Source organism: Corallococcus sp. 4LFB (genome assembly GCF_046520365.1).
Taxonomy (GTDB): Bacteria; Myxococcota; Myxococcia; order Myxococcales; family Myxococcaceae; genus Corallococcus; species Corallococcus caeni.
In genome coordinates this window covers 1-1,174 of sequence record NZ_JBKGHJ010001035.1, presented here as the reverse complement: position 1 = coordinate 1,174, position 1,174 = coordinate 1, and the positions used below count along the sequence as shown (strand labels likewise).

Annotated in this window: 1 protein-coding gene; it reads right to left on the bottom strand. The window is 73.4% G+C overall.

What is annotated here, in order from left to right:
- Window positions 1-1,174 (bottom strand): proton-conducting transporter membrane subunit (locus ACLEQD_RS43850; protein WP_410391861.1); only part of this gene is annotated, 1,174 nt, incomplete at both ends.

Below are 1,174 nucleotides of genomic sequence, written 5' to 3'. Positions count from 1 at the left end.
CGGCCTGGCGCGGCCCCCCGAAGAGGCCCACCACAGGCGCAGCGTGTACGCGAGCGACAGGCCCGCGCCCACGAGCCCGGCCGCCATGAACGCGGGCCCTGCGCGCGGAGCGCGTGGAAGAACACCTCGTCCTTGAAGAAGCCCGCGGTGAGGGCAGCGCGGAGACGCCCGCGCCGCCACGGCGCTGGCGGCCGCGAGCACGGGGAGCGAGTGGCGCAGGCCGCCGACCTCGGACAGCTTCTTCTTTCCGGTGACCTGGGTGACGGCGCCCGCGGTGAGGAACAGGGCGGCCTTGCACGGCGCGTGGATGGCGACGTAGAGCGGCGCGCCCTCGGAGCCCAGCGCCACCAGCACCAGCGCGTAGCCGTACTGCGCGATGGTGGAGTACGCGAGCACGCGCTTGAACGGATCCGCCACCAGGGCCAGGAGGCTGCCCATGCCCATGGACAGGAAGCCGATGGCGAGCAGGCCGTCACGCACCTCCGTGGCCGGGGCGAACAGGGGGTAGAGGCGCTGGAGGAGGAAGACGCCCGCGGCGACCATCGCGGCCGAGTGCAGGTACGAGGACACGGGCGTGGGCGCGGCCATGGCGCGCGGGAGCCAGAAGTGGAACGGCACCTGCGCGCTCTTGCCCAGCGCGCCCACGGCCAGGCACACCAGCGCGCCGGTGGACGCGGGGCTGTTGGCGGCGAGCTCCATGACGCGCGGCAGGGAGAAGGTGCCGTACTGGAGCCCCAGCGCCATGGCGCCCGCGAAGAAGACGACGGAGGTGGCGCCGGTGAGCACCAGGGACAGGAGCGCGGCGGCGCGCGACTCGGGGTCCTCGCGGTCGAAGCCGATGAGCAGGTACGAGATGATGGTGGTGAGGTCCAGCGCCACGAACAGCAGCAGCAGGTCATCCACGGTGACGAGCAGCACCATGGCGGCCATGAACGCGAGCATCAGCCCCTGGAAGCGCACCTCGTCGCGCGCGGGCCGGCCCTCCTCCGCCAGGTGGTGCGGCATGTACGCGCGCGAGTACAGGACCACGAGCGCGCCCACGCCGAGCGCCAGCGCGGCATAGAGGCCGGACAGGCCGTCGCGCGTGAACTCCAGCGACAGGCCCCACGTGGGGCCCAGGGGAGCACGAGGCGCGCGGGCCCCTGCGCATTCATGGACCAGCGCCCCAGCGCGG